Origin of the sequence: Pseudomonas thermotolerans DSM 14292 (assembly GCF_000364625.1) — a bacterium.
GTDB classification, from domain to species: Bacteria; Pseudomonadota; Gammaproteobacteria; order Pseudomonadales; family Pseudomonadaceae; genus Aquipseudomonas; species Aquipseudomonas thermotolerans.
In genome coordinates this window covers 52,916-71,625 of sequence record NZ_KB822619.1, presented here as the reverse complement: position 1 = coordinate 71,625, position 18,710 = coordinate 52,916, and the positions used below count along the sequence as shown (strand labels likewise).

21 protein-coding genes are annotated in these 18,710 nt (G+C 69.3%); 10 read left to right on the top strand and 11 right to left on the bottom strand.

The features are described 5' to 3' along the window. On the top strand, positions 1-288 hold a 288-nt coding region (locus H165_RS0114865), incomplete at its 5' end, for an integrase core domain-containing protein (RefSeq protein ID WP_017939736.1). On the opposite strand, the gene H165_RS0114860 is transcribed toward H165_RS0114865, so the two are convergent. From H165_RS0114860 to H165_RS0114825, 8 genes are all read right to left on the bottom strand, one after another. Further along, entirely contained in the window at positions 285-791 is a 507-nt protein-coding gene (locus H165_RS0114860) for an Rsd/AlgQ family anti-sigma factor (protein ID WP_017939735.1), read from the bottom strand. The two genes, H165_RS0114865 and H165_RS0114860, sit on opposite strands and share 4 nt — an antisense overlap. Before the next feature lie 270 nt (positions 792-1,061). Then, positions 1,062-1,553 carry a disulfide bond formation protein B gene (locus tag H165_RS0114855; protein WP_017939734.1) on the bottom strand — a complete coding sequence of 164 codons (492 nt, stop codon included), beginning with the start codon at positions 1,551-1,553 and terminating at the stop codon, positions 1,062-1,064. A gap of 149 nt (positions 1,554-1,702) precedes the next feature. Further along, on the bottom strand, positions 1,703-2,959 hold the full coding sequence (locus H165_RS0114850) for a heme biosynthesis HemY N-terminal domain-containing protein (protein WP_017939733.1): 1,257 nt from the start codon (positions 2,957-2,959) through the stop codon (positions 1,703-1,705). Then, positions 2,956-4,131, bottom strand: a complete 1,176-nt coding sequence (locus H165_RS0114845; protein ID WP_017939732.1) for a uroporphyrinogen-III C-methyltransferase — start codon at positions 4,129-4,131, stop codon at positions 2,956-2,958. The genes H165_RS0114850 and H165_RS0114845 overlap by 4 nt, the downstream gene beginning before the upstream one ends. Positions 4,132-4,147: 16 nt before the next feature. Further along, positions 4,148-4,918, bottom strand: a complete 771-nt coding sequence (locus H165_RS0114840) for a uroporphyrinogen-III synthase (protein ID WP_017939731.1) — start codon at positions 4,916-4,918, stop codon at positions 4,148-4,150. Then, complete coding sequence (hemC, locus tag H165_RS0114835; RefSeq protein WP_017939730.1) at positions 4,915-5,856, bottom strand: hydroxymethylbilane synthase; 942 nt, start codon at positions 5,854-5,856, stop codon at positions 4,915-4,917. The genes H165_RS0114840 and hemC overlap by 4 nt, the downstream gene beginning before the upstream one ends. 104 nt (positions 5,857-5,960) lie before the next feature. After that, a complete protein-coding gene (locus H165_RS0114830; protein ID WP_017939729.1) occupies positions 5,961-6,707 on the bottom strand; it encodes a LytR/AlgR family response regulator transcription factor in 747 nt (248 codons plus the stop codon). Beyond that, complete coding sequence (locus H165_RS0114825; protein ID WP_017939728.1) at positions 6,704-7,789, bottom strand: sensor histidine kinase; 1,086 nt, start codon at positions 7,787-7,789, stop codon at positions 6,704-6,706. The genes H165_RS0114830 and H165_RS0114825 overlap by 4 nt, the downstream gene beginning before the upstream one ends. Before the next feature lie 218 nt (positions 7,790-8,007). On the opposite strand from H165_RS0114825, the gene argH reads away from it, so the two are divergent. The 5 genes from argH to H165_RS0114800 all read left to right on the top strand — a co-directional run bounded on the left by argH (position 8,008) and on the right by H165_RS0114800 (position 13,512). Then, positions 8,008-9,402: an argininosuccinate lyase gene (gene argH, locus H165_RS0114820; RefSeq protein WP_017939727.1), complete on the top strand. Its 1,395-nt coding sequence runs from the start codon at positions 8,008-8,010 to the stop codon at positions 9,400-9,402. 65 nt (positions 9,403-9,467) lie between these two features. Next, complete coding sequence (locus H165_RS0114815; RefSeq protein WP_017939726.1) at positions 9,468-9,953, top strand: GNAT family N-acetyltransferase; 486 nt, start codon at positions 9,468-9,470, stop codon at positions 9,951-9,953. A gap of 6 nt (positions 9,954-9,959) precedes the next feature. After that, on the top strand, positions 9,960-10,235 hold the full coding sequence (locus tag H165_RS0114810) for a hypothetical protein (protein ID WP_017939725.1): 276 nt from the start codon (positions 9,960-9,962) through the stop codon (positions 10,233-10,235). A 71-nt stretch (positions 10,236-10,306) separates the two neighbouring features. Continuing rightward, positions 10,307-10,552 carry a TIGR02647 family protein gene (locus tag H165_RS0114805; protein WP_017939724.1) on the top strand — a complete coding sequence of 82 codons (246 nt, stop codon included), beginning with the start codon at positions 10,307-10,309 and terminating at the stop codon, positions 10,550-10,552. A gap of 89 nt (positions 10,553-10,641) precedes the next feature. Then, on the top strand, positions 10,642-13,512 hold the full coding sequence (locus tag H165_RS0114800; protein ID WP_017939723.1) for a class I adenylate cyclase: 2,871 nt from the start codon (positions 10,642-10,644) through the stop codon (positions 13,510-13,512). A 79-nt stretch (positions 13,513-13,591) separates the two neighbouring features. Here H165_RS0114800 and rnk read toward each other — a convergent pair whose 3' ends face one another. The 3 genes from rnk to H165_RS0114785 form a co-directional block, all read right to left on the bottom strand. Beyond that, positions 13,592-14,002, bottom strand: a complete 411-nt coding sequence (rnk, locus tag H165_RS0114795) for a nucleoside diphosphate kinase regulator (protein WP_017939722.1) — start codon at positions 14,000-14,002, stop codon at positions 13,592-13,594. Between the two features lie 159 nt (positions 14,003-14,161). Then, entirely contained in the window at positions 14,162-14,494 is a 333-nt protein-coding gene (cyaY, locus tag H165_RS0114790; protein WP_017939721.1) for an iron donor protein CyaY, read from the bottom strand. A gap of 29 nt (positions 14,495-14,523) precedes the next feature. Then, positions 14,524-15,564, bottom strand: coding sequence for an AraC family transcriptional regulator (locus H165_RS0114785; protein WP_017939720.1), 1,041 nt, complete (start codon positions 15,562-15,564; stop codon positions 14,524-14,526). 187 nt (positions 15,565-15,751) lie between these two features. Here H165_RS0114785 and lptM point away from each other — a divergent pair, with 187 nt between their 5' ends. From lptM to H165_RS0114765, 4 genes are read left to right on the top strand one after another with little or no spacing between them, the layout of a single operon-like run. Further along, the gene (lptM, locus tag H165_RS0114780; RefSeq protein ID WP_017939719.1) at positions 15,752-15,892 is read left to right on the top strand and encodes an LPS translocon maturation chaperone LptM; all 141 of its coding nucleotides are present in this window, start codon (positions 15,752-15,754) and stop codon (positions 15,890-15,892) included. Positions 15,893-15,908: 16 nt separating this feature from the next. Further along, positions 15,909-17,156, top strand: a complete 1,248-nt coding sequence (gene lysA, locus H165_RS0114775; protein ID WP_017939718.1) for a diaminopimelate decarboxylase — start codon at positions 15,909-15,911, stop codon at positions 17,154-17,156. 4 nt (positions 17,157-17,160) lie between these two features. Next, a complete protein-coding gene (gene dapF / locus H165_RS0114770) occupies positions 17,161-17,991 on the top strand; it encodes a diaminopimelate epimerase (protein WP_017939717.1) in 831 nt (276 codons plus the stop codon). After that, positions 17,988-18,680: a DUF484 family protein gene (locus H165_RS0114765; protein WP_017939716.1), complete on the top strand. Its 693-nt coding sequence runs from the start codon at positions 17,988-17,990 to the stop codon at positions 18,678-18,680. Before dapF ends, H165_RS0114765 begins: the two co-directional genes overlap by 4 nt. Positions 18,681-18,710 lie beyond the last annotated feature (30 nt).

The window sequence follows — 18,710 nt, the reverse complement described above, 5'->3', positions numbered from 1 at the left end:
TACCGCTCCAGACGCTTCCGTCGCCTGGTTCGCCGGCTGGGCTTGCGCCATCTCTGGACCAGGCCCTATACCCCACGTACCAACGGCAAAGCCGAACGCTTCATCCAGACCAGCCTGCGCGAGTGGGCATACGCCCGCAGCTATGAGAGTTCCGAGCAACGCGCCGCTCACCTGCTGCCGTGGCTGCACCACTACAACTGGCACAGACCACACGCCAGCCTTGGCTACAACCCACCCATCAGCCGCGTACCACTTCCACTGAACAACGTACTGGGTTTACACAGCTAGGCCCGCGGCATGGCCGGCTGACGGGCCTGACTCCGCTGCGCGCCTAGCTGAGCCTGATGGGCGTTGTGCAGCACCTCGATCAGGCAGTCCTCCAACTCGAAGCGCTCGTGGAGCAGTTGCCCCAGGCGCTTCAGCTCGCTGCACATGGTCAGGTTGTCGCGGCTGTCGCCGTTGTCGTAGCGATCGTTGAAGGCCAGTGCCGCCTGGGTGATGGCGTCGATGCGCGGATAGAGCTGCTCGGCCAATTCCAGCCCGCGCTGGTCGCCGAACATCTGGGCCTCGGTGGTCAGCTGTTCGTAGATTTCGAAGTGCCCGGCGGACACGTAGTCCACCAGCAGTTCGCAAAAGTTCTGCAGCGACTCGGCCGTCACCGTCAGTGACTGGCCGCCGCACTGCACCTTCTCATAGGCCTCGATGAGTTCCTGACGTTCCTGCAGCCAACGGTCGATCAGCAGGTTGACCCCACCCCAACGCTCTTGGGCGTTCTGACAACTCTCAAGCATGATGACCCCTCTTCCCTTGTCGTTGATCTGTACGTACGTCTGCTCCGAGACGCTGTTCCGTCAATCGGTGCCGAAGTCGCGGGAAGGCTCCATCGCACTGCGGGTTCCGCTGGAGCGTGAAGGCCAGAGTATGCCCCTACAGCCACCTCTTCAAGGCGTCAACAAAAAAAACTTCATACGCGCGTTTTACCCGGAAACCGCGAAAATGCTGGGCGGCGAGGCGCGCCGAAAAATTGACGAGGCCTACCTGCAGCGCCGGCGGAAAGCGCCTCAGGCGCGACGCAGCAGTTGGTAGAGGGCCAGCAGGATCATCGCCGCGAAGGCCAGCAGAGTCCATTCCGGAATGCTCAGGCCGAACAGCGTCCAGCCCACCTCGGCACAGTCGGCGGTGCCGTGCAGCAGCAGGCGGACAATCTCCTGGAAGGGCAGCGCCTCCATCATGTACTCGAGGCTCGGCAGGCAGGCCGGCAGCTGATCGGCGGGCACGCCCTGCAGCCACACCTGACGCCCGGCGGTAGCCGCTCCAGCGGCGGCACTGAGCAGGCCGAGTGCCGCGTAGATCCGCCGCCCGGTAGCGCCCGGCGCATGCAGGACGGCCACCAGGCACACCAGGCCGAAGGCGATCACGCAGATGCGCTGGACGATGCACAGCGGGCAGGGTTGCAGGCCGACCACGTGCTCGAGATAGAGCGCGACGCCCATGAGGGTCAGAGCGCCGAGAAAACCGAGCAGGAACAGGGAACGTGGGCTGGCCAGCGGCATAGCGTCTCCGGGGAAGAGGAAGGGAAAGGGAGATTACGGTAGAGGAAAGCGCTTCGCGCTTACAAGCGCCCGAGCGCAATGCAGGGCGCGCAGATTTGCCGCAGGGCGGGCACGCCGTCCCTTCCGTACCAGCGGAAGGGACGGCTGATTCAGGTGCGCGCCGTCTCCGGCTGCGGCAGGCTGGGCAGCTGCGCGTCGAGCATCCCCAGGCCTTCGAGGAACAGCTGGTTGCTGCGCGCGGTCTCGCCCAGCTGGGCCAGCAGGCGCGCCAGCTCGGCGCAGGCCTGCGGGCTGCGAGCGAAGCTCAGGCTGCTCTCGAAGTAGTCGCGGGCCTTTCCCCACAGCTGGTTCTGCAGGCTCAGCCGGCCGAGGGCGAGCAGCAGCTCGGCATCCTCCGGGTGCGCCTGCAGCCAGCTCTCGGCAACCTGCAGCTGAGCCGCCGGATCGCTGCCGCGCACCAGCCCGTAGAGGCGTACCAGACGGCTGTCGTAATGCTGCCGGATGGCCTTGCGCAACAGCGACTCGGCCTCCTCCTGGGCACCCAGGCGGCGCAGTTGCTCGGCATAGGCGGCGACCAGCTCCGGATCCTGGCGCAGTTCGGCGGGCAGGTGATGCCAGGCCTGGGTGAGCGGCTGCAGGGCCGCCTCGCCGGCGTTCAGCCCGGCTCTGCCGGCCTCGTCGAGGCGCTCCCGCCAGACCCGGCGCTCGAGCACCAGCAGTTGGTCCTCCGGCAGCGCCCGGTACTTGCGCAGCTCCGGCAGCAGCCCGACCAGCACCGACCACTCGCCACGCCGCACCAGCACGGCCTGCAGCTGACGCAGCAGCTGCGGATGGTGCGGATGGCGCTCGCGCATCACCTGCAGGGTGGACAGCGCCTGGGTCAGCTGGTCACGGTCCGCCTGCAGCTCGGCATGCGCCAGGGCGATGGCCAGCTCGGCCTGCGGCTCGCGCTGCAAGGCACGCTCCAGCAGGTCATCGCTTTCCTCGTATTCACCGAGACGGTGCGCCGCGCGGGCCGCACCCAGGTAGTAGATCAGCGACTGCTCGGCGCCTTCGGCGGCGCGCTTGAGATGACGCAGGGCGCGCTCCCAGCGGCCCTCGATGAGGTCCATCAGGCCCTGCTCGGAGGCGAGCCGGATACGCCGCCGACGGTTGCGCCGCGACCAGGGGTTGACCACCCCGGTGGAGACGAACAGCAGGCGCAGTACCAGTCGGAGCAGCCAGAGCGTCACCCAGAGCACCGCGAGCACGGCCAGGAAAGCCCACAGGCTGGATTCGTAGCGGAAACCCTTGAAAGCGATCAGCACGTAGCCGGCATGTTCGGAGAAGGCCCAGACCAGCCCGGCGATGGCCGCCACGACTAGGAGAAGGCTCAGCAGCACACGCACGCGGGTCCGGACTTTCATTGCTGGCTGCCCTCCTCCGCCTCGCTCGTCTCGACAGCTTCGGCGGCCTCGGCCGGAGCTTCAACCGACGTTTCGGTGGCCGGCTCGACCAGCTTGCTCTGACTGCGCGCGGCCTGACGCTGGCTGATGTAGGCCTGCACGGCATTCAGCGCCGGGGCCAGGTCGGGCGGCTCGATCGCCACCGGACGCTGGCTCAGCTCGGAGATGCGCGCAAGCAGCGCCTGGCTGTCCGGGTTGTCGCTGTTAAAGGCCGACTCCAGCAGCTCGCGGGCCTGGTCGAGGGCCTGCTGGTAGACCGCCTGCTGGCCGTTCAGGGCGGCCCACTGGGCCTGCTCCAGGGCCAGGGTCAATGCCAGGCGCACCTGGGTCAGGCTCTGCCCGGCGAGCAGCGGGCGAACCTGCTGGTCGACGTCGAAGTCGATGCGGACGTAGCGCGACAGGGCCTCCCACAACTGCATCCAGCGGCTGCTCCCGTCGCCGTCGGCGACCATGCTGAAGCTGCCCTCGCCATTGCTCTGGAAGCCCGGCGCCAGGCTGCTCAGGGTCGCGGCCTGGGCGCGCAGCGCGCCGAGCTGCAGGAACAGACCGGTGCGGTCCACCTCGGAGAGCCCGCGCAGGGTGACCAGCGCCCTGGCCAACTGCTCGCGGGCAGCGAAGGCGGCCGGGTCGTCCTGATCGCGGAGGATGTCGTCGGCGCCCTGTACCAGCACCGCGGCGCTGTTGATGTCCTGCAGGGCCGACAAACGCAGGCTGGCCAGGCGCAACAGGTGCTCGGCCTCGGCCAGGCGCCAGTCCTGGCGGCTGGCGCCGAGCACGCTTTCCAGACGCCGCGCCAGCAACTGCTGGTCGCCCTGCACCTGGGCGAGCAGGCGGCGGCGCTCCTCCAGTTCCTCGGCACTCGGCAACTCGGCGAGGCGCGCGGCCAGAGCCTGTTCGCGCTGGGCCAGCGAGCGGGCCTCGCCGCGGGTCTCGTCGAGCAGGCCGAGCTGGTGCTGATCACGGGACTCCAGCTGGCGCACCTGCCAGAGCCCCCAGCCGGCGGCACCGGCGCCCGCCAGGGCAATCAGCAGGGCGAGGATGGCGACGCCTCCCCCGCGGCGGGCCGGAGTGGGCGCCGGGGCTGCCGGCAGGACCTGCTTGTCGTCTTGGGGAAAGGATGCTTCTTCGCTCACGTATCCGTCCTTCGCGTCAGAACGCGGCTGCGGGAGTGGCCCGCAAGGCCGCCAGCAAGGCCACGGCACTCGCGCCGCGACAGTCCACAACATTCTCGGCCCCGGCCGCGCGGGCCAGTTCGGCGACCCGCGGGCTGGGCACGAACAAGGGTAGCCGGGCCAGCGCCGGCCAGTCCTCGGCGGCCAGCTGGCGCAGATGCTCGAAGCCCTGGCCGCTGCTCACCACCAGACCGTTCAGGCCTTCCTCGGCGATCCGCCTGGGCAGGGTGCCGGACGGGTAGTCCGGCAGGCTGCGCCGATAGAGTTCCAGATAATCTACGCTCACGCCTTGGCCGCTCAGGCGCTCGGCGAGGAATTCCCGGCCACCCTCGCCGCGCAGGATCAGCACTCGGGGATCGGGCACAGCGAGTACCTCGGCCAGGCGCGGCAAGTCGAGCAGCGCCTCGCTGTCGTCGCCCTGCGTCGGCCAGCAGGTCTCGAAGCCGTAGTCCTGCAGCAGCTGGCCGGTGGCGGCGCCGACGCTGAACCACACCTGGCGCGCCGGCGGCTGCGGCCAATAGCGGTCGACCAGCTCGCAGCCGATCCGTGCGGCCGGCTTACTGACCACGATCACCGCCGGGTAGCGGTCCAGCTCGAGGATCAGGGCGCGCTGCTCGGCTGTCTCCGGCAACGGCTCGATCTCCAGCAGAGGCAGGCTGCTGGCGTACACCCCCTGCTCGGCAAGGGTCGCGGCGAGGGCCGCGCACTCCTCGGCGGGGCGGGTGATCAGCAGGCGCCAGCCCGTCACGGGTGTCCGGCCTCGCCGTAGACGGCCTTGAGGATGGCATCGGCGCCCTGGCCGAGCAGATCCTCGGCGACCCGCACACCGAGCGCCTCGGCCTGCTCGGCGCTGGCCCGCGCCTCGGCGCGCAGCAGCTGACTGCCGTCCGGCTGGCCGACCAGGCCGCGCAGCCACAGCTGGTCGTGCTCCAGCACCGCGTAGCAGGCGATGGGCACCTGGCAGCCGCCGTTGAGACGACGATTCAGGGCGCGCTCAGCGGTCACCCGCAGGGCGGTCTCGCGGTGGTGCAGGGGGGCCAGCAGGGCATGCAATTCGCTGTCGGCGCTGCGGCATTCGATGCCCACCGCGCCCTGGCCGCCGGCCGGCAGGCTGTCCTCGACGCCGATGAAGGAGCGGATGCGCGCCTCGAAGCCGAGGCGGATCAGCCCGGCGGCGGCGAGGATGATGGCGTCGTACTCGCCGGCATCCAGCTTGGCCAGGCGGGTGTTGACGTTGCCGCGCAGGAAGCGGATCTCCAGGTCCGGACGGCGCGCCAGCAGCTGCGCCTGGCGGCGCAGGCTGGAGGTGCCGACCACGCTGCCGGCGGGCAGCTCATCCAGGGATTCGTGGGTGTTGGAGACGAAGGCGTCGCGCGGGTCCTCGCGCTCGCAGATGCAGTACAGGCCCAGCCCTTCGGGAAACTCCATGGGCACGTCCTTCATGGAGTGCACGGCGATGTCCGCCTGGTTCTCCAGCAGGGCGGTTTCCAGTTCCTTGACGAACAGGCCCTTGCCGCCGATCTTCGCAAGCGGTGCATCGAGCAGCTTGTCGCCACGGCTGACCATAGGCACCAGGCTCACCGCCAGGCCGGGATGGGCCTGTTCCAGACGAGCCTTGACGTATTCGGCCTGCCACAGGGCCAGGGCACTCTTGCGGGTGGCGATACGAATTTCGCGAAACGACATGACGGCACTCGGGATGTGGGAATGCCGGGATGATAACAGGCCCCGACCCTCCGGCCTCAAGCGACTCGGCAGGCGGAACGGCCGAGCCGGCGCGCAGCCTGCGCCTAGAGAGAGCTCATCAGCTTGCGCACACCGGCGACATGCCGGCGGCTGACGGTCAGGGCCTCGCCGTTGAGGCCCTTGAGGTACAGCTGAAAATGCCCGAGCGGCGTGCGCTGCAGGCGCTCGATGCGGTCGCGGGCGACCAGGGCGTTGCGGTGGATGCGCACGAAGCGCTCGCCGAATTCGCTCTCCAGGGCCTTGAGCGGCTCATCGAGGAGCACCTCGCCGCCTTCGTGGCGCAGGGTCACGTACTTGTGGTCGGCGATGAAGTAGATCACCTGGTCCAGCGGCACCAGCTCGATGCCTTTGCGGGTCCGCGCGCTGATGTGGCTGCGCGGGCCGGTGCCGGACTGCGCCGCCGGACGGGTCAGCGCAGCCAGCTGCACGCGGTTGGGGCGCTCGGCCTTCTTCAGCGCCTCGGCGAGGTTCTCCGGGCGCACCGGCTTGACCAGGTAGCCCACCGCGCTGACCTTGAAAGCTTCCAGGGCGAACTCGTCGTGGGCTGTGCAGAAGATCACCGCCGGAGGTGCCTCACGCTCACACAGTTTGGCCGCCACCTGCAGACCATCGAGACCGGGCATGCGGATGTCCAGCAGCACCACATCCGGTTTCAGGCTGTCGATCAGCGTCAGGGCCTCTTCGCCATTGGTGGCCCCGGGCTCCAGGACTCGATAACCGTCGATTTCGCCGACCATGCGGGTCAGGCGCTCGCGGGCTAGTGGTTCGTCATCAGCGATCAGGACATTCATAGTGCTCTGGCTTCCTGCGAGAGTCTCGCACAAGGATAGCGTAGACAGGTGTAGTGGCGACCGTCACGGCGATCCACGCTGAGACTCGCAGCAGGGCCGAAAAGTGCCGCAAGTCGGCCCTCGACGTTGGCCAGCCCCTGGCGAGTGCCGCGCGAGGACTGTGGCTGGGTACCGTCGGCACAGGGGTTGCTGACGCAGAGCTGGAAGACGCCGTCACGGTACTCCGCCTCGATGCGCACCAAGCCGCCCTCTATGCGCGGCTGCACGCCGTGGATCAGGGCGTTCTCCAGCAGCGGCTGAAGGGTCAGCTGGGGGATCGGCAGGTCGTCCGGCACGCCGTCCACCTGCCACTCCAGCTGCAGGCGCGGGCCCAGGCGGTACTGTTCGATGGACAGGTAGCGGCGACCCAGTTCCAATTCCTCCTTCCAGGTCACCAGACTGCCCGGCTTGGCCAGGCTGGCACGGAACAGGTCGGAGAGATCTAGCACCGCCTGCTCGGCTTTGCGCGGGTCGCTGGCCACCAGGCTGGCGATGCTGTTTAGGCTGTTGAACAGAAAGTGCGGGCGGATGCGCGCCTGCAGGGCCTCCAGGCGGGCGCGCAGCTCGGCCTGCTGCTGGCGGCGCCACTGGCTCTGCAGATAGAAGTAGCGCAGCAGCAGCGCCGACATGATCAGGCCAATCAGCCCATGGCGCAGGTAGCGGCCGGTATCGCCGCCCTCGGCGAGCTGGAACAGCTGGAAGTAGTCGGTCACCGCGGTACAGGCCAAGGTCAGGGCGACCACCAGCAGGCTGCAGAGCAGCCCCGCCCAGGCCGCACGCAGGCGCGCCAGCAGTGGCCGCAGGCGGCACAGCAGGGCCGCCGAGAGCAGCACGTTCCACTGCACGAACAGCGAGGTGAGCGCCAGGCGCACCCAGTCGAAGCCGCCCGGCATGGGCTCGGCGAGCACCAGCACCAGCACCAGCAGCTCGGCCAGCACCACCAGCACCAGCAGGGCCTCTGGCGCGCACAGCTCGGGGAGGAAGAAGTCGTCGGCGGTACTCGCCGCCGGGCTGTCCTTGAATCTGAACCAGTCGCTACGCATCGGATGTCCATCGGAAAGCGCCGACAAACCGCCATGCCGGCCAGGCAGCGCCAATAAAAGCACCGAAACGCCGGGTGCTGCCAGAATTCGCGCACATCCTGAGAATCCGGGCATCTCGGCTACGGCCGGGCGCCGCCGCGGGCGCCGAGCCTGCTATCATGCGCCACAGTTCAACGCCGGCCGCCACCTGCGGCCTGCCCGTCAGCCGAGCGAATCCCATGAGCAGCGAAAAAACCAACCAGTCCTGGGGCGGCCGCTTCAGCGAGCCCGTCGATGCCTTCGTCGCCCGTTTCACCGCCTCCGTCGATTTCGACAAGCGCCTGTACCGCCACGACATCATGGGCTCCATCGCCCACGCCACCATGCTGACCCAGGTCGGCGTGCTCAGCGAGGCCGAGCGCGATGCCATCATCGACGGCCTCAAGCAGATCCAGGCGGAGATCGAAGCCGGCAGCTTCGACTGGCGCGTGGACCTGGAAGACGTGCACATGAACATCGAGGCGCGCCTGACCGAGCGCATCGGCATCACCGGCAAGAAGCTGCACACCGGGCGCAGCCGCAACGATCAGGTGGCCACCGACATCCGCCTCTGGCTGCGCGACGAGATCGACACCATCCTCGCCGAGATCACCCGCCTGCAGCAGGGTCTGCTGGACCTGGCCGAGCGCGAGGCGGACACCATCATGCCCGGCTTCACCCATCTGCAGACCGCCCAGCCGGTGACCTTTGGCCACCACCTGCTGGCCTGGTTCGAGATGCTCTCCCGCGACTACGAGCGCCTGGTCGACTGCCGCAAGCGGGTCAACCGCATGCCCTTAGGCTCGGCGGCGCTGGCCGGCACCACCTACCCGATCCAACGGGAGATCACCTGCCAGCTGCTCGGCTTCGAGGCCATCGGCGGCAACTCCCTGGACGGCGTCTCCGACCGCGACTTCGCCATCGAATTCTGCGCCGCCGCCAGCCTGGCGATGATGCACCTGTCGCGCTTTTCCGAGGAACTGGTGCTGTGGACCAGCGCCCAGTTCAACTTCATCGAGCTGCCCGACCGCTTCTGCACCGGCAGCTCGATCATGCCGCAGAAGAAGAACCCCGACGTGCCGGAGCTGGTGCGCGGCAAGTCCGGCCGGGTGTTCGGCCACCTGACCGGCCTGCTGACCCTGATGAAGGGCCAGCCGCTGGCCTACAACAAGGACAACCAGGAAGACAAGGAACCGCTGTTCGACGCTGCCGATACCCTGCGCGACAGCCTGCGCGCCTTCGCCGACATGGTGCCGGCCATCAGGCCGCGTCGCGAGGTGATGCGCGAGGCAGCCCGCCGCGGCTTCTCCACCGCCACCGACCTGGCCGACTATCTGGTGCGCAAGGGCCTGCCGTTCCGCGACTGCCACGAGATCGTCGGCCACGCGGTGAAGTACGGCGTGCAGACCGGCAAGGACCTGGCCGAGATGAGCCTGGACGAGCTGCGCCAGTTCAGCGACCAGATCGGCGACGACGTGTTCGCCGTGCTGACCCTGGAGGGCTCGGTGAATGCCCGCGACCACATCGGCGGCACCGCACCGAACCAGGTGCGCGCCGCCGTGGCCCGCGGCCGCGCGCTGCTGGCCAGCCGCTGAGCCGTCCCCGTGCGGGCGGCTGCGACCGCCCGCACCCATCCTCCCGCCCTGCCCCACGAGCCGCCATGAGCCTGCACATCCGCCCCGCCACCTCCGACGACGCCGAGCTGATCCTGCGCTTCATCACCGAGCTGGCCATCTATGAGAAGGCCGAACACGAGGTGAAGACCGACGCCGCCGGGATCCGCGCGAGCCTGTTCGGCGCCGACTCCACCACCCACGCCCTGATCTGCGAGCGCGACGGCGAGCCGATCGGCTATGCGGTGTACTTCTTCAACTACTCCACCTGGCTGGGCAGGCACGGCCTCTACCTCGAGGACCTCTACGTCAGCCCCGCGGCCCGCGGCCAGGGTGCCGGCAAGGCGCTGCTGCGCCACCTGGCGAAGCTTGCCGTGGCACGCGGCTGCGGACGCTTCGAGTGGGCGGTGCTGGACTGGAACACACCGGCCATCGAGTTCTACCAATCCTTCGGGGCACGCCCCCAGGAGGAGTGGACCATCTACCGGCTGACCGGCCAGGCGCTGCTCGACTTCGCCGCCGGCGAGGACTGACCCCACATGCACGAGCACGACGACGAAGACGAGGCCTTTGCCGAGGCCACCCTGCTCGAGGCCATCGAGAACCAGCTGGCGGCCGGCGAGCCGGCCGCGGTTCAGGCGACCCTCAACAAGCTGACCCTGGTCGGCTACCCGCGCGACGAGGCCCTGCGCCTGATTGCCCTGGTGCTGGCCCACGAGATCGACGCCATGCTCCGCGAGGACCGGCCCTTCGATCTCGCCGGCTACGAGCGCCTGCTGCGCGCCCTGCCCGAGCTGCCCGGCGAGGAGACCTGAGTCCGCGGCCGGCCGGGCGCCCGCGGCGGGTCTACACTGCCAAGGCAGACGACAAGACCCACGGAGCGCCCATGACCTTCACCCCCGAGCTGATCGCCGAACTGGAAATCCTCGCCCTGTACAACCTGAACAACCACCAGGAAGGGCTCAAGGTCCACAACAACGCCAATCCCCGGGCCCAGCGCGCGATCACCCGCCTGTACGGCAAGGGACTGGTCACCCAGGCAGATGGCGGCTACCTTACCAGCCTCGGCGTGGACGCCGCCGAACACGCCCAGGCGCTGCTGACCATCCTCGCCAGCAGGCCGGCCGGCTAGCCGCGCCGACGGGCGGAGCGCCCGGCGTCTAAAGCCCACTCCCGGGCCTGCCGATACAGGGGGCGTTGTCTGCCCCAGCCCGACAGGCCATGCCCCATCGCCAGGAAATCCGCCCCGACATCGACGACGGCATCGACCGCAAGGTCCTCGCCCGGCTGCGCGCGCGCTTCCTGCAGATCAACGCCGGGCGCCTGGCCCGCGCCAACGAGGCGCTGTCGAGCCGCCAGCAGCTGGTCCTGCGCCTGCTGCCGCTGCTCTTCCATGTCAACCATCCGCTGCTCCCCGGCTACGTCTCGGCCAGCGCACCGGCCGGGCTGTGCGGCTTCGAGCCGGACGAGGCGCTGCTCGCCGAGGCACAGCGGCTAACCCGCTCCTTCAGCTACCGGCCACGCCGCGGCGAAGGCCCGGCGCAGCCGATCCAGGGCCTGTTCCTGATGGGCAGCCTGGGCACCCTGGCGCAGGCCGAGACCAGCGACCTAGACCTCTGGGTCTGCCACGACCCGCAACTGCCCGAGGCCGCGCTCGCCGAGCTGCGCCGCAAGTGCGCCGCCCTGGAGACCTGGGCGGCGACCCTGGGCGCCGAGGTGCACTGTTTCCTGGTCGACCCGCAGCGCTTCACCCGCGGCGCCCGCGACGCCCGGCTGACCTCCGACGACTGTGGCACCACCCAGCACTACCTGCTGCTCGACGAGTTCTACCGCACGGCGATCTGGCTCGGCGGCCGCACCCCGCTGTGGTGGCTGGTGCCGGCCTACGAGGAAGGCCGCTACGCCGAGTACTGCGAGAAGCTGCTGTCGCGGCGCTTCGTCCGCGAACAGGAGGTGCTCGACCTCGGCCACCTGGCGCAGATCCCGCCCGGCGAGTTCCTCGGCGCCGGCATGTGGCAGCTGTTCAAAGGCATCGACTCGCCCTACAAGGCGGTGCTCAAGCTGCTGCTCACCGAGGTCTACGCCAGCGAGCATCCGCAAGTGAACTGCCTGGCGCTGCGCTTCAAGCAGGCGGTGTACGCCAACCGTCTGGACCTCGACGAGCTGGACCCCTACCTGATGGTCTACCGGCGCCTCGAGGAATACCTGAGCGCACGCGGCGAGGTCGAGCGCCTCGAGCTGGTCCGTCGCTGCCTCTACCTCAAGGTCGGCAAGCGTCTCAGCCGGCCGCCGCACAACCGTCGCAAGAGCTGGCAGCGCCTGCTCCTCGAACGGCTCACCGCCGACTGGCGCTGGGATCAGCGCCAGCTCGCCCGGCTGGACAGCCGCAGCCAGTGGAAGGTTCGCCAGGTGGCCGGTGAGCGGCGCATCCTGGTCAACGAGCTGACCTACAGCTACCGCTTCCTGTCCCAGCTGGCCCGCCGCCTGCAGGTCGCCAGCCCGCTCAACGAACGCGACCTGGGGGTGCTCGGCCGGCGCCTGTACGCCGCCTTCGAGCGCAAGGCGGGCAAGGTGGAGTTCATCAACCCGGGGATCGCCCCGGACCTGGCCGAAGATACCCTGACCCTGGTCCACTGCCCGGCCGCAGAGGACGGCGAGAGCCTCTGGGCGCTGCTTCCCGGCAGCCTCGGCGCCCGCGATTGGCAGGACTTCGCGCCGCTCAAGCGCAGCCGCTCGCTGGTCGAGTTGCTAGCCTGGAGCCATCGCAACGGGGTGATCGACGCCAGCACCCGGCTGACCCTACACCCCGGCACCAGCGACCTTTCCGAGACGGAGCTGTACAAGCTGCTGGACAGCCTGCGGCAGAGCTTCCCGATGCCGCTCGCTGCGGTCGAGGAGAGCGCCCTGCTGCAAGCCGCCGTGCCGCGCGAGGTGCTGCTGCTGGTCAACGTCGGCATCGACCCGCTCAAGGCGCACAGCCAGCTCAATGTCCACCTGACCAGCGAGCGCACCGACGCCCTGGGCTACGCCGGAATGCGCGAGAACCTGGTGCAGAGCATCGACCAGATCAGCCTGAACAGCTGGAACGAGCTGCTGGTCAGCCGCTATGACGGCCCCAACGCGCCGCTGGACTGCCTGCGCGACTACCTCGCCGCCCTGCCGGCCGAGGGGCCCCGGCCGAACCTGCGGATCCGTTGCTTCTGCCGCAACCGCGCGCCGGCCATCGCCCGCCGCCTGGAGGCGCTGTTCAGCGAGGCGCTCGGCCACTTCGGGGCGACGCCGCCGGCCCGCCATCTGGTGCAGCTGCGCCAGGAATACCACGTGCTGGACCTGCAGCCCGGCCAGGTCGGGCATCGCGTGCTGGCCGACCTGCCGGCACTGCTAGGCTACCTGGGCGAGCCGCGCCCGGCCTTCTCGCCGCTGTACCTCGACTCCCACGCCCTGGGGCACGACGAGCTGGCGCTGATCCTGCCGCTCGGCCGCCCAGACGGCATCCAGGTGTTCTACCGGCTGCACGGCGAGCAAGCCGAACTCAGCGTGCTCGACGAGCACAACTCGCTGTGGCGCCAGCGCCTGCCCTTCCACGACGAACAGAGCCTGCTCACCCCGCTGCACCGCTTCCTGCAGTCGCTGCTCTACCGGCGCAACGCCAGCCTGGCCGACCCGACCGGCGGCAGCCCGCTGGAGATCCGCTACCACCGGATCCTCCCCGCCGCGCCGTTGCGCGCCCGTCAGGTGGAGCGCATCGAACCGCCCGAGACGGGAGTCAGCAACCCCTTCTACGACGTCCAGGCGATCCTCGAACCCGGCCCCGGCAGCCGCCTGCGAGTCACCCTCTACTGCGACCACCGGGAATTCTCCGAGCTGGAACACGGCGCCGAGCTGTACCGCAGCGTGGCCCGGCACATCCTCGCCCGCCGCAGCGGCGGCGAGCACTACCCCTGCTACCTCACCGACCTCGACCTGTCGCGGCTGCTCGACCGCCAAGCGGCGCAGACCCTCCACTACCTGCGCTACAAGGCGCGGCTGGAACACGCGCTGAACCAGGCATTGCTGAAGGGCTATCGGGGCGGCGAGAACGCCGCCCCCTGAGCGCACCGGCGCGGCGGGCCGGCGGGAAGGGCTCGCGGGACGTGCGAAGCCCGGCAGGCTTGGAGGCTCTCGCCCGCCCTCAGAGGCCGTAGTCGCCGGCGGCTTCGGGCTGGTACTCGACGTCCAGCAGGGTCAGCTTGATGGTCTTGCCGCCCGGTGCCGGCCAGTCGATCTGCTGGCCCACCGACAGGCCGAGCAGCGCGCAGCCCACCGGCGCGAGCACCGACACGGTGCCCTCGGGGCCGGCGTCTTCCGGATAGACCAGGGTGAGGCGGTATTCCTTGCCAGTGGTCTCGTCGCGGCAGTGCACCCGGGAGTTCATGGTCACCACGCCCGCCGGCACCTCGTCCAGGCCCACCACATGGGCGCGCGCCAGCTCCCGCTCGAGGGCCTCGGCGCCAGGGCCGTATTCCTCCAGGCTATCGAGCAGACGCTCCAGGCGTTGCAGATCGAGACGAGTAACGGTGATCGCAGGTGCATTGTTGTTCATGGCGATAGCCTGACTCCTTGGACAAAGAGACCAAAAAAGCAAAAACCCCGACCGAAGACGGGGTTTGTGCACAGAAATTGTGCAATCGAAGCTACCACAGTGGCGGCAATAAGCAAGAGCGCGCGAGTGCATCGGCCTGGCGCAGGCCGTCTTACAGCCTTACAGCTCGCTGAAGTCCAGCTCCTCGCCGCACTGCTCCAGGGTCGTGCGGGCGAGCATCTCGCCGAGGCTCTCCCCGCTGCTGTCGCACACCCAGCGCTGGCCGTCCTCGTCATAGTCGAAGTGGAAGCCGCCGGAACGCGCTGCCAGCCACAGCTGGCGGATTGGCACCTGGCGGCTGAGGATGAGCTGGCTGCCGTTGGCGAAGCGCACGGTCAGTACACCGCCGGAGTTTTCCAGGTCCACGTCCAGATCGCTGTCATCGAAGATGTCCTCCACGGCCTGCTGGGCGGCATCGACCAGATCGTGGAAACGGGATTCGCTCAAACTCATCGGAAAGGCTCCTCGCTGCAACAAAGGATTCACTCGGCGGGCAGGCGGCGACGGTACTCGTTCGGGCTCTGCCCCGTCCAGCGCCGGAAGGCGCGAACCAGCGAGCCGGGCTCGCTGAAGCCGACCAGGAAGGCGATGTCGGCCAGCTCCAGCGCCGGATCGCGCAGGTGATGCAGGACCAGCTGCTGGCGCGTCTCGTCCAGCAGCGCGCTGAACGACAGCCCGGCCTCGCGCAGGCGGCGCTGCAGGGTGCGCGGACTGAGCCCCAGGCGTCCGGCCAGGGACTCCAGGTCGGGCAGCCGCTCCGCGCCGAGCAGACCGGCCAGCTCCCGGCGTGCCCGGTCCGGCACGCTGGCACCACGCAGCTCGCCAAGCAGACGTTCGGCATAGGCGTCGAGGGCCTTCCGGACCTGGTGGTCGGCCTGCCCCAGCAGGGTGGCGAGCAGCCGGCGGGGGAACACCAGGGCGTTGTCGGCCTGATCGAAGCGTACCGGGCAGCCGAAGATCCGATCATGTTCGCTCACCTCGGCCGGCGCAGCGTGCTGGAAACGCACCTCGGTGGGCGCCACCTGCAGCCCGCTGATCCAGCGCCCGAAGCTCAGCCAGGCAGCCAGGGTCTCCTCGCTGGCCTGGCGGCGCTGCAGGGTCAGCAGCGGCTGCCAGGTCAGCGCCACCTGTGGCTCCAGGCCAGGGCGCGGCGGTTCGTCGACCAGACTGACCCAGCCGAGGCTGCCGACCAGCTCGGCGTAGCGGGCCTGCCGGTGCAGGGCGTCGGCGAGGGTCGCGCAGCTCATCGCCAGATAGCCGAGCACCCCGTAGTAGCCGGGGCACACCGCCTCGCCAAGGTGCAGACCGAGGCAGTCGTCGCCGCTCAGCTCGACGCCACGACCGAGCAGGCGCAGGTACGCCGAAGCGGCGATGCGCTGTTCGCGCCGGGCGAGCAGCGCCGGGTCCAGCCGCAGCTCGGCGAGCAGCGCCGCCGGCGCGATGCCGCGCTGCTCCAGGTGGCCGAGCAGCCCCTGCAGGTAGGCCACCGAGACGGAACCGGCAAGTGGCGGCGGACTGTCCATGCACTCTCCTCGACGAAACCCCGAATGGCCCCGGGTCGGGCGGCGACATTCTCCCCGCCGGGAGGCCGCCCCGGGAAGCCGCGCCAGCCCCGGCCCGGCCCCGCCGGACGGGCAGCCGCGACATAGGCAATGCGCCGGGGGGCCGGTATACTCCGGCGCTATTCCCGCTTTTACAAGGATTCGACCCATGAAGCGCCTGCTGCTTCCCCTGCTCGCCCTGGCCCTGCTCGGCGGTACCCTCGCCGGCTGCGGCCAGAAGGGCCCGCTGTACCATCCTGACGATCAGGAAACCGTCGAGAAACGCGACAAAGACGTCTTCGGACTCTGAGCAGGGAGGCATTCTGATGGAAGCCTTCGAGTACCGCGACGGCGAACTGTACGCGGAAGGCGTGGCCCTGTCCGCGCTGGCCGCCCGCTTCGGCACCCCCACCTACGTCTATTCCCGCGCCCACATCGAGGCGCAGTACCGTGCCTATGCCGAGGCCCTGACCGGCCTGCCGCACCTGGTCTGCTTCGCCGTCAAGGCGAACTCCAACCTCGGCGTACTGAACGTCCTGGCGCGCCTCGGCGCGGGCTTCGACATCGTCTCCCGCGGCGAGCTGGAGCGTGTCCTGGCCGCCGGTGGCGAACCTGGCAGGATCGTCTTCTCCGGAGTCGGCAAGAGCCGCGAGGACATGCGCCGTGCCCTGGAAGTAGGCGTGCACTGCTTCAACGTGGAATCCAGCGTCGAGCTGGAACGCCTCCAGCAGGTGGCCGCCGAGCTAGGGGTCAAGGCCCCGGTGTCGCTGCGCGTCAACCCGGACGTGGATGCCGGCACCCACCCCTACATCTCCACCGGCCTCAAGGAGAACAAGTTCGGCATCGACATCGACGAGGCCGAGGCGGTCTACGCCCGCGCCGCCGAGCTGGCGAACCTCGAGGTGGTTGGCGTCGACTGCCACATCGGCTCGCAGCTGACCAGCCTGCCGCCCTTCCTCGATGCCCTCGACCGTCTGCTGGCGCTGATCGACCGCCTGGCCGTGCGCGGCATCCGCATCCGCCACCTCGACCTCGGCGGCGGCCTCGGCGTGCGCTACCGCGACGAGGAGCCGCCGCTGGCTGGCGACTACATCCGCGCGGTGCGCGAGCGCCTCGCCGGTCGCGACCTGGCTCTGGTGTTCGAGCCAGGGCGCTCCATCGTAGCCAACGCCGGGGTGCTGCTGACCCGCGTGGAATACCTCAAGCACACCGCCCACAAGGACTTCGCCATCGTCGACGCGGCGATGAACGACCTGATTCGCCCAGCCCTCTACCAAGCCTGGATGGACATAGTCCCGGTGCGCCCGCGGGACGGCGAGTCGCGCTGCTACGACGTGGTCGGGCCGATCTGCGAGACCGGCGACTTCCTCGCCAAGCAGCGCGACCTGGTGCTGGAGGAAGGCGACCTGCTGGCCGTGCGCTCGGCGGGCGCCTATGGTTTCGTCATGAGCTCCAACTACAACACCCGCGGCCGCGCCGCCGAGGTGCTGGTGGACGGCACCCGGGCTTTCGAGGTGCGCCGCCGCGAGACCCTGACCGAGCTGTTCGCCGGCGAAAGCCTGCTGCCGGAGTGATGCCATGCTGCTGCGTTTCACCAAGATGCACGGCCTCGGCAACGACTTCATGGTCATCGATCTGATCAGCCAGCACGCGCACATCCAGCCCAAGCACGCCAAGGCCTGGGGCGACCGCCACACCGGCATCGGCTTCGACCAACTGCTGCTGGTCGAGGCGCCGTCCGACCCGGAGGTGGACTTCCGCTACCGCATCTTCAACTCCGACGGCTCGGAGGTGGAGCAGTGCGGCAACGGCGCGCGCTGCTTCGCCCGCTTCGTGCTGGACAAGCGCCTGACCGTGAAGAAGCGGATCCGCGTCGAGACCAAGGGCGGGATCATCGAGCTCAACGTGCGCCCCGACGGCCAGGTCACCGTGAACATGGGCGCGCCTCGCCTGGCCCCCGCGCAGGTGCCCTTCCAGGCCGACGACGAGGCGCTCAGCTATCTGGTGGAGCTGGATGGCCAGAGCATCGAGCTGGCCGCGCTGTCCATGGGCAACCCCCACGCGGTGCTGCGCGTCGACGACGTGCGCACGGCGCCGGTGCACGAGCTGGGGCCGAAGCTGGAGCATCACCCGCGCTTCCCGCAGCGGGTCAACGTCGGCTTCCTCCAGGTGCTCGACCGCCACCACGCCAAACTGCGCGTCTGGGAACGCGGCGCCGGCGAGACCCAGGCCTGCGGCACCGGCGCCTGCGCCGCGGCGGTTGCGGCGATCCGCCAGGGCTGGATGGACTCCCCGGTACAGATCGAGCTGCCCGGCGGCAAGCTGTCCATCGAGTGGGCAGGCCCGGGACAGCCGGTTATGATGACCGGCCCGGCCGTTCGCGTGTACGAAGGACAGGTTCGTCTATGACCGATCAGCAACAGCCCGCCGCCCTCGACGCCGAGCAGGTGGCCGCCTATCTGCGCCAGCACCCGGAATTCTTCGTCGACCACGAGGAGCTGATCCCCGAGCTGCGCATTCCGCACCAGCCGGGCGAGGCGGTATCGCTGGTGGAGCGCCAGGTCAAACTGCTCCGCGAGCGCAACATCGAGATGCGCCACCGCCTGTCGCAGCTGATGGACGTGGCCCGCGAGAACGACCGGCTGTTCGACAAGACCCGCCGCCTGGTGCTCGACATCCTCGACGCCACCAGCCTGGAGGAAGTGGTCGGCGCCGTGGAGGACAACCTGCGGCATGCCTTCCAGGTGCCCCACGTCAGCCTGATCCTGTTCAACGACACGCCGTTGGGCGTCGGCCGCTGGGTCAGCGACGCCGAGGCCCACCAGGCCATCGGCGGCCTGCTCGGCGGCAGCAAGACGGTCTGCGGCGTGCTGCGCGCCAACGAGCTGGAATTCCTGTTCGGCGCCGAGGCCCCACAGGTCGGCTCGGCGGCCATGGTCGCCCTGGCCCACCAGGGCCTGCACGGCGTGCTGGCGATCGGAAGCCCCGACCCGCAGCACTACAAGAGCTCGCTGGGCACCCTGTTCCTCGGCTACATCGCCGAGGTCCTGGCCCGCATCCTGCCGCGCTTCGTCGCTCCTCAGCCGTCGGCGCGCTAGACGCCGCGCGGCGCAGGCCTCAAGCTACGG

Excerpts from the sequence above, each read along its gene's own strand:
- H165_RS0114800 (WP_017939723.1), top strand. The coding sequence starts at position 10,642 with ATGCCCCATCGCCAGGAAATCCGCCCCGACATCGACGACGGCATCGAC.
- H165_RS0114815 (WP_017939726.1), top strand. The coding sequence starts at position 9,468 with ATGAGCCTGCACATCCGCCCCGCCACCTCCGACGACGCCGAGCTGATC.
- H165_RS0114850 (WP_017939733.1), bottom strand. The coding sequence starts at position 2,959 with ATGAAAGTCCGGACCCGCGTGCGTGTGCTGCTGAGCCTTCTCCTAGTC.
- lptM (WP_017939719.1), top strand. The coding sequence starts at position 15,752 with ATGAAGCGCCTGCTGCTTCCCCTGCTCGCCCTGGCCCTGCTCGGCGGT.
- H165_RS0114830 (WP_017939729.1), bottom strand. The coding sequence starts at position 6,707 with ATGAATGTCCTGATCGCTGATGACGAACCACTAGCCCGCGAGCGCCTG.
- H165_RS0114810 (WP_017939725.1), top strand. The coding sequence starts at position 9,960 with ATGCACGAGCACGACGACGAAGACGAGGCCTTTGCCGAGGCCACCCTG.
- cyaY (WP_017939721.1), bottom strand. The coding sequence starts at position 14,494 with ATGAGTTTGAGCGAATCCCGTTTCCACGATCTGGTCGATGCCGCCCAG.
- dapF (WP_017939717.1), top strand. The coding sequence starts at position 17,161 with ATGCTGCTGCGTTTCACCAAGATGCACGGCCTCGGCAACGACTTCATG.
- H165_RS0114765 (WP_017939716.1), top strand. The coding sequence starts at position 17,988 with ATGACCGATCAGCAACAGCCCGCCGCCCTCGACGCCGAGCAGGTGGCC.
- argH (WP_017939727.1), top strand. The coding sequence starts at position 8,008 with ATGAGCAGCGAAAAAACCAACCAGTCCTGGGGCGGCCGCTTCAGCGAG.
- hemC (WP_017939730.1), bottom strand. The coding sequence starts at position 5,856 with ATGTCGTTTCGCGAAATTCGTATCGCCACCCGCAAGAGTGCCCTGGCC.
- H165_RS0114855 (WP_017939734.1), bottom strand. The coding sequence starts at position 1,553 with ATGCCGCTGGCCAGCCCACGTTCCCTGTTCCTGCTCGGTTTTCTCGGC.
- H165_RS0114860 (WP_017939735.1), bottom strand. The coding sequence starts at position 791 with ATGCTTGAGAGTTGTCAGAACGCCCAAGAGCGTTGGGGTGGGGTCAAC.
- lysA (WP_017939718.1), top strand. The coding sequence starts at position 15,909 with ATGGAAGCCTTCGAGTACCGCGACGGCGAACTGTACGCGGAAGGCGTG.
- H165_RS0114825 (WP_017939728.1), bottom strand. The coding sequence starts at position 7,789 with ATGCGTAGCGACTGGTTCAGATTCAAGGACAGCCCGGCGGCGAGTACC.
- H165_RS0114785 (WP_017939720.1), bottom strand. The coding sequence starts at position 15,564 with ATGGACAGTCCGCCGCCACTTGCCGGTTCCGTCTCGGTGGCCTACCTG.
- rnk (WP_017939722.1), bottom strand. The coding sequence starts at position 14,002 with ATGAACAACAATGCACCTGCGATCACCGTTACTCGTCTCGATCTGCAA.
- H165_RS0114805 (WP_017939724.1), top strand. The coding sequence starts at position 10,307 with ATGACCTTCACCCCCGAGCTGATCGCCGAACTGGAAATCCTCGCCCTG.